At 70.1% G+C, this 7,311-nt stretch carries 4 protein-coding genes and 1 pseudogene; 2 read left to right on the forward strand and 3 right to left on the reverse strand.

What is annotated here, in order from left to right; genetic code table 11:
* The 3 genes from VFL64_RS07390 to VFL64_RS07400 all read right to left on the reverse strand — a co-directional run.
* Positions 1–963 (reverse strand): hypothetical protein (locus VFL64_RS07390; RefSeq protein ID WP_489539731.1); only part of this gene is annotated, 963 nt, incomplete at its 3' end.
* Positions 964–1,033: 70 nt separating this feature from the next.
* Positions 1,034–2,419 carry an amidase gene (locus VFL64_RS07395; protein ID WP_489539732.1) on the reverse strand — a complete coding sequence of 462 codons (1,386 nt, stop codon included), beginning with the start codon at positions 2,417–2,419 and terminating at the stop codon, positions 1,034–1,036.
* A gap of 128 nt (positions 2,420–2,547) precedes the next feature.
* Complete coding sequence (locus VFL64_RS07400; RefSeq protein WP_489539733.1) at positions 2,548–3,168, reverse strand: TetR family transcriptional regulator; 621 nt, start codon at positions 3,166–3,168, stop codon at positions 2,548–2,550.
* 159 nt (positions 3,169–3,327) lie between these two features.
* On the opposite strand from VFL64_RS07400, the gene VFL64_RS07405 reads away from it, so the two are divergent.
* Together VFL64_RS07405 and VFL64_RS07410 are read left to right on the forward strand one after the other, a co-directional pair.
* Positions 3,328–4,548, forward strand: coding sequence for an efflux RND transporter periplasmic adaptor subunit (locus tag VFL64_RS07405; RefSeq protein WP_489539734.1), 1,221 nt, complete (start codon positions 3,328–3,330; stop codon positions 4,546–4,548).
* Positions 4,549–4,561: 13 nt separating this feature from the next.
* Positions 4,562–7,311 (forward strand): annotated as a pseudogene (locus VFL64_RS07410) (efflux RND transporter permease subunit); the annotation flags it as partial.

Genomic DNA, 7,311 nt, shown 5'->3' on the forward strand with positions numbered 1-7,311 from the left:
GTAGCCGAGGAAGCCGCGGTACAGGCCGAGCAGCAGCATCAGCCCCACCAGCATGGTGATCCAGGCGCTCTCGGCCGGGAAAGTCCAGACACAGCCGCCGAGCACCGCCCCCGTGGCGAGGCCGGCCCAGAAGCCCCAGACCCAGCCCAGGCGCAAGCGGTAGACGCAGCCCACCGCCACGGCCAGCGCCACGAGCGCGGCCGCCCACGCGCTGCCCGAGCGCTCGTGGCCGACGAAGAGCGCCGACGGCACCAGCAGCAGCACGCACACCAGCAGCTGCAGGAACAAGAGCGCCAGCACGCGCGAGAACACCCAGTTGGCCCAGCGGTGCATGCGCGCCAGCCAGTGCAGCACGGTGCTCTGCGGCAGCACCACGTCGGCCAGCGAGATGGTGTCGGTGCCCAGCTTGGCGAGGTGGAACAAGAGCGTGAACAGCTCGGCCAGGATGCGCGCCACGCCGCCGCCCAGGCGCGACAGGTCGGCCCAGTACATCTCGAACACGTCCGTTTCGCGGTCAGCGCTGCGCACCTGGCGCAGCGGCATCTCGTAGTTGCGTGGCGCCTCGTGTTCGTCGCGGCGTTCTGTGGACTTGGCGAACAGGTAGTCGGTGAAGCGCACGCCGTGGTCGACGAAGTTGTTGCGCGTCTGGGTCACCTCGGTGTCGGGGGCGGCCTTGGCGTCGGCCGGGCGCATGCCGTGGTGGGCATCGACGAAGTCGCTGCGCAGCGATTGCAGCATCGACTTGCTGATGCGCTCGATCCAGCCGCGGGGGTTCCAGCGCGCGAGCGGCACGGCCGGGTCGACCGGGGTGATCGCGATGGGCAGGTCGGTCGCCGTGATCTGCGCCTGCTGGCCGGCAGCAAGCAGCACGGCCACGTCGGACGCGGTCTGGCCGCGCACCTGGTCGGCAATGCCGTGCACCACGATCACGGCCACGCGCTCGGGGGAGGATGCGGCTGTCATGGCGCGCAGCGTAGGCTGTGGGCTCCCGGGGTGCATCCCTAAGGTATGGGGAAGCTCGCTGCGCGATGCCTCAGTCGAGGGGCCAGGCGCGTGGCGTGGGCCGCAGCTGCTCCCAAGCGCGCGCCATCTGCAGCACGCCCAGGTCGTCATGCCGGTGGCCGACGATCTGCAGGCCGATCGGCAAGCCGCTCGCCGTGTAGCCGCAGTTGATGCTGGCGGCCGGCTGCTCGCTCATGTTGTAGGGCAGCGTGAAAGCGATGTGCTCGAAGGGGCGCGCCGGGTCGTTGGTGGGGCACGGCAGCTCGGCCGCGAACGCGGCGATGGGCGAGGTCGGCGTGAAGACGAAGTCGAAAGGCTGGCAGGCCACCACCGCCGCCTCGCGCATCGCGCCCATCTGGCTGAAGCCGGTGAACACCTGCTCGCCGGACAGGCCCGCGCCGCCGCGCGCCCACTCGACGATGAAGGGCAGCACCTTCTCACGCCGCTCGGGCGGCAAGGCCGAGATGTCCATCCACGAGCGGCAGCGCCAGAACTGGTCCATGCCGTCAGCCATGGCGCGCGTCATGAAGGGCGCGAGCGGCTCGACGATGGCACCGGCCGCCTCGAAGGCACGGGCGGCGCCCTCCACCGCGGCGCGCACCTCGGGCTCGACCGGCAGGCCCCAACCGGCGTCGAGCATCAGGCCGATCTTCAGGCCGCGCAGCGGGCGTGCCAGCTCCAGCCAGGCGATGGGCTGGTAGGGCAGGCTCATCGAGTCGCGCGCGTCGGGCAGCGAGAGCACGCGCATCATCAGCGCGGCGTCGACCACCTGGCGCGTCATCGGCCCGGCCACGCGGCCGGCATACGGCGGGTAGATGGGGATGCGGCCGAGGCTGGGCTTCAAGGCGAAGATGCCGCACCAGCTGGCTGGCAGGCGCACCGAGCCGCCGATGTCGGTGCCCAGGTGCAGCGGGCCGTAGCCGGCGGCGGCCGCCGCCGCGGCACCGGCGCTGCTGCCACCGGGGTTCTTGCTCGTGTCCCACGGGTTGCGGGCGAGCGCATGGAAGCTCGACAGCCCCGACGACAACATGCCGTAGTCGGGCATGGTGGTCTTGCCGAGGATCACCGCGCCGGCCTCGCGCAGCCGGGCGGCCGGCGGCGCGTCGCGCTCGGCCGGAGCGAGCACCACCGCGGCCGTGCCCAGCGGCACGGGCACGCCGCGCGTGGCGATGTTTTCCTTGATGGTGACGGGCACGCCGTCGAGTGCGCCGTGCGGCTCGCCCTGCTGCCAGCGCGCCTCGGAGGCGGTGGCCTGCGCCAGCGCGCCGTCGGGGTCGAGCGCGTAAGTGGCCTGCACGCGCGGCTCGCAGCGTTCGATCTGGGTCAGCACCGCGCGCGTCACGTCCACCGGCGAGACGGCCTTGCTGCTGTAGAGGGCGAGCAGCTCGACGGCGCCCAGGGTGTGCAGTGCGGTCATGGGGGGCCTCGTTCAATGTGTCATCCCGGCGAACGCCGGGATCCACTGTGCCTCAATCACCACGCCGTTCAAGCGCGCGAAACCCTCACAGGGTGGATCCCGGCGTTCGCCGGGATGACGCAGACGGACTACTTGGGCACAGCCAGGCCGGCCACATAGGCGTCGAGCACCTGGGTGCCGACCTTCACCAGGTCGAAGGCCTCGGGCGCCAGCATCCAGTTCTGGATCAGCCCGTCGATCAGCGCATGCAGGCCCAGCGCAGCGGCACGCGCCGGCATGCGCCGCGAGAGCTGGCCGCGCCGCATGGCCAGGGTGATGCCGCGCTCGGCCTCGAGCAGGCAGTTGTCGCGGGTGGCGAGGTGGCGGTCGCGCACGGCCGTCAGCTCACCCACGTACTCGACCTTGTGGGTGGCGATCTCGAACACGCGGCGCACCTGTGGGTCGTTCACGGTCAGCTGCAAGGCGCGGGTGAAGTTCTCGCGCATGTAGGCCAGCGGGTCTTCCAGCGCCGGGTCGCCGCTGCGCAGCGCGGTTTCTTCCAGCGGCAGGATCACCCGCTCCATCATGGCGTTGAAGAGATCGGCCTTGTCCTTGAAGTGCCAGTAGATGGCACCGCGGGTGAGCCCGGCGGCCTGGGCGATGTCGTTCAGCGAGCTGCGCGAGACACCGCGCTCGTGGAACACCACTTCGGCCGTGTCAAGGATGAGCCTGCGGGTAGCCTGGGCTTCTTCTTTGGTGCGACGAACCATCGGGGGGAATGAGAAAGTTGGCAACAGCGGGCGTCAACATACATTCACGCACGTATGTATACTAACTCACCACCCTGTGCCGACCGGCTTCTTCGCCCCTTCGCGCACCCTGACTTACCCTGAACCGCGCCTGATGGGCGCAACCCCGAAGGAACACGCATGCCTGCGCTGAGAACCGCTTTGCCCGTCTGGGCCCCCTGGGCCGCTGCATCCGCCGCCCTGCTCCTGGCCGCCTGCGGCAAGTCAGGCGGCACACCCGGCGGCGGTGGCGGTGGCATGCCGCCGGCGCAGGTGGGCGTGGTGACGGTGGCGCCGACCACCGTGGCCCTCACCACCGAGCTGCCGGGCCGGCTCGAGGCCTCGCGCGTCGCGCAGGTGCGGGCGCGCGCCGCCGGCATCCTGCTGGAGCGGGTGTTCAAGGAAGGCAGCGACGTGAAGGCCGGGCAGCTGCTCTTCCGCATCGACGCCGGCCCCTACCAGGCGGCGCTCGCCAGCGCCCAGGCCTCGCTGGCGCGTGCGCAGTCGAACGTCACCCAGACCACGGCACAGGCCGAGCGCTACAAGCCGCTGGTCGAGGCCAACGCCGTCAGCAAGCAGGATTACATCAACGCAGTGGCTGCCCAGAAGGCGGCCGAGGCCGACCTGGCCGCCAGCCGCGCGGCGGTGCAGACGGCGCAGATCAACCTCGGCTACGCCAGCGTGACCTCGCCGATCGCCGGGCGCATCGGCCGCGCCCTCGTCACCGAAGGCGCGCTGGTCGGCCAGGGCGAAGCCACGCCGCTCGCCGTGGTGCAGCAGATCAACCCGATGTACGTGAACTTCACCCAATCGACCACCGAGGTGCTCAAGCTGCGCCAGGCGCTCGCCGCCGGCAAGCTGCAGAAGGCCGGCCCCGACGGGGCCAAGGTGCAGGTGGTGCTGGAAGACGGCACGGCTTACGCGCAGGCCGGCAAGCTGCTCTTCAGCGACCTGACGGTCGACCCGACCTCGGGCCAGATCACGCTGCGCGCCGAGATCCCCAACCCGAACGGGCTGCTGCTGCCGGGCATGTACGTGCGCGTGCGCCTGGCGCAGGCCGAGCTGCCGCAGGGCATCCTGCTGCCGCAGCAGGCCGTCACCCGCACCGAGGCGGGCGACTCGGTGCTGGTGGTCGGCGCCGACAACAAGCCGGCCAAGCGCGACATCAAGGTCAGCTCGGCCCAGGGCGGCAACTGGCTCGTGACCGACGGCCTCAAGCCCGGCGAGAAGGTCATCGTCGACGGCTTCCAGAAGATGATGGTGCCGGGCGCGCCGGTGAACCCGGTGCCGTGGTCGCCTGCAGGTGCGGGTTCGGGTGCTGCGCCGGCCGCATCGGCCCCGGCATCGGCCGCCAGCCGCTGAGAGGCGCACGCACATGGCACGCTTCTTCATCGACCGACCCATCTTCGCGTGGGTGATCGCCCTCTTCATCCTGGTGGGCGGCAGCGTGGCGATCACGCAGCTGCCGATCGCGCAGTACCCGCCGGTGGCGCCGCCGGCCATCGTCGTCACGGCCGTCTACCCCGGCGCGTCGGCGCAGACGCTCGAAGACTCGGTGCTCTCCGTCATCGAGCGCGAGATGAACGGCTCACCCGGTCTGATGTACATGGAATCGGTGGCCCAGGCCAACGGCACCGGCACCATCACCATCAGCTTCCAGCCCGGCACCAACGCCGACCTGGCGCAGGTGGACGTGCAGAACCGCCTCAGCCGGGCCACGCCGCGCCTGCCCTCGGCGGTGACGCAGCAGGGCGTGCGGGTGGACAAGTCGCGCTCGAACTTCCTGCTCTTCGCCATCCTCTCGTCGGACAACCCGGCCTTCGACCCCATCGCGCTCGGTGACTACGCCTCGCGCAACGTGCTGCCCGAACTGCAGCGCGTGCCCGGCGTCGGCCAGGCGCAGCTGTTCGGCACCGAACGCGCCATGCGCGTCTGGATCGACCCGAACAAGCTGCAGGGCTACAACCTGTCGTCGGCCGACGTGATCAACGCAATCCGGCAGCAGAACGCGCAGGTCTCGTCGGGCACGATCGGCGACCTGCCCAACATCGCCGGCCAGGGCATCTCGGCCACCGTGATGGTCAAGGGCCAGCTCAACAACACCGACGAGTTCGGCAACATCGTGCTGCGCGCCAACACCGACGGCTCCACCGTGCGGCTGCGCGACGTGGCGCGGCTCGAGCTCGGCGCCCAGGCCTACTCCACCTCGGCCCGGCTGAACGGCAACCCCTCGACCGGCATCGGCGTGCAGCTGGCGCCCAGCGGCAACGCACTCGCCACCGCCGAGGCCATCCACAAGCGCATGGACGAGCTGCAGAAGCTCTTCCCGCAGGGCGTCAAGTACTCCATCCCCTACGACAGCTCGCGCTTCATCAAGATCTCGATCAGCCAGGTGGCCGAGACGCTGTTCGAAGCCGTCGTGCTGGTGTTCCTGGTGATGTTCCTGTTCCTGCAGAACTGGCGCTACACGCTGATCCCGACCATCGTCGTGCCGATCTCGCTGCTGGGCACCTTCGCGGTGCTGCTCACGCTGGGCTTCTCCATCAACGTGCTGACCATGTTCGGCATGGTGCTGGTGATCGGCATCGTGGTCGACGACGCCATCGTGGTGGTGGAGAACGTCGAGCGCATCATGAGCGAGGAAGGCCTGTCGCCGCTGCACGCCACGCGCAAGGCCATGGGCCAGATCTCGGGCGCGATCGTCGGCGTGACGGTGGCGCTGATCTCGGTGTTCGTGCCGCTCGCCTTCTTCGCCGGTTCGGTGGGCAACATCTACCGCCAGTTCTCGGCGGTGATGGTGGCCGCCATCGCGTTCTCGGCCTTCATGGCGCTGTCGCTCACGCCGGCCCTGTGCGCCACCCTGCTCAAGCCGGTGGAGGCCGGCCACCACCACGAGAAGACCGGCTTCTTCGGCTGGTTCAACCGCGGCTTCACGCGCACCGCCAAGGGCTACGAAGGCTGGGTCGCGCGCATCCTCAAACGCGCCGGCCGCTTCATGGTCATCTACCTGGCCATCGGCGCCGCGGTGGCGGTGCTCTACCTGCGCCTGCCCACCTCCTTCCTGCCGCAGGAAGACCAGGGCAACATGATCGTCAACGTGCAGCTGCCGCCCGGCGCCACGCAGGAGCGCACGCTGGAGGTGATGAAGCAGGTCGAGGGCTACGTGCTCAAGCAGCCCGAGGTGCAGAGCATGGTCAGCGTGCTGGGCTTCAGCTTCTCGGGCCAGGGCCAGAACGCCGCGCTCGCCTTCGTGACGCTCAAGGACTGGAAGGAGCGCGAAGGCAAGGAGCACCAAGCCGACGCCATCGCCGGCCGCGCCTTCGGGGCGCTGATGGGCATCCGCGACGCTTTCATCACCCGCTGAGCCCGCCGCCCATCCCCGAGCTGGGCCAGTCGTCGGGCTTCACCTTCCGCCTGCAGGACCGCGCCGGCCAGGGCCACGAGGCGCTGGTGAAGGCACGCAACATGCTGCTGGGCATGGCCTCGCAGAGCAAGGTCATCACGCAGGTGCGCCCGGACGGCCTGGAAGACGCGCCGCAGGTCGAGCTGGTGGTCGACCGCGACCGCGCCAACGCCCTGGGCGTGACCTTCGACGCGATTAACACCTCGATCTCCACCGCGCTCGGCTCGGCCTACGTGAACGACTTCCCGAACGCCGGCCGCCTGCAGCGCGTGGTGGTGCAGGCCGACGCGCCGGCACGCATGCAGCCGGAGGACCTGCTCAAGCTCAACGCCTTCAATGCCCAGGGCAAGCCGGTGCCGCTCTCGGCCTTCGCCACCACCAAGTGGGTCAACGGCGCGATGCAGACGGTGCGCTACAACGGCTACCCCGCGATGCGCATCAACGGCGCGGCCGCACCCGGCTACAGCACGGGCGCCGCCATGGCCGAGATGGAGGCGCTGGCCGCCAAGCTGCCGCCGGGCTTCGCCTACGAGTGGACCGGCCAGTCGCGCGAGGAAAAACTCGCCGGCTCGCAGGCGCTGATCCTCTACGGCTTCGCCATCCTGGCGGTGTTCCTGTGCCTGGCGGCGCTGTACGAGAGCTGGTCGATCCCGCTCGCGGTGATGCTGGTGGTGCCGCTGGGCGTGCTGGGGGTGATCCTCGGCGTGACGCTGCGCGGCTTC

Origin of the sequence: Rhizobacter sp. (genome assembly GCF_035702065.1) — a bacterium.
Taxonomy (GTDB): domain Bacteria; phylum Pseudomonadota; class Gammaproteobacteria; order Burkholderiales; family Burkholderiaceae_C; genus Rhizobacter.

Excerpts from the sequence above, each read along its gene's own strand:
- VFL64_RS07395 (WP_489539732.1), bottom strand. The coding sequence starts at position 2,419 with ATGACCGCACTGCACACCCTGGGCGCCGTCGAGCTGCTCGCCCTCTAC.
- VFL64_RS07400 (WP_489539733.1), bottom strand. The coding sequence starts at position 3,168 with ATGGTTCGTCGCACCAAAGAAGAAGCCCAGGCTACCCGCAGGCTCATC.
- VFL64_RS07405 (WP_489539734.1), top strand. The coding sequence starts at position 3,328 with ATGCCTGCGCTGAGAACCGCTTTGCCCGTCTGGGCCCCCTGGGCCGCT.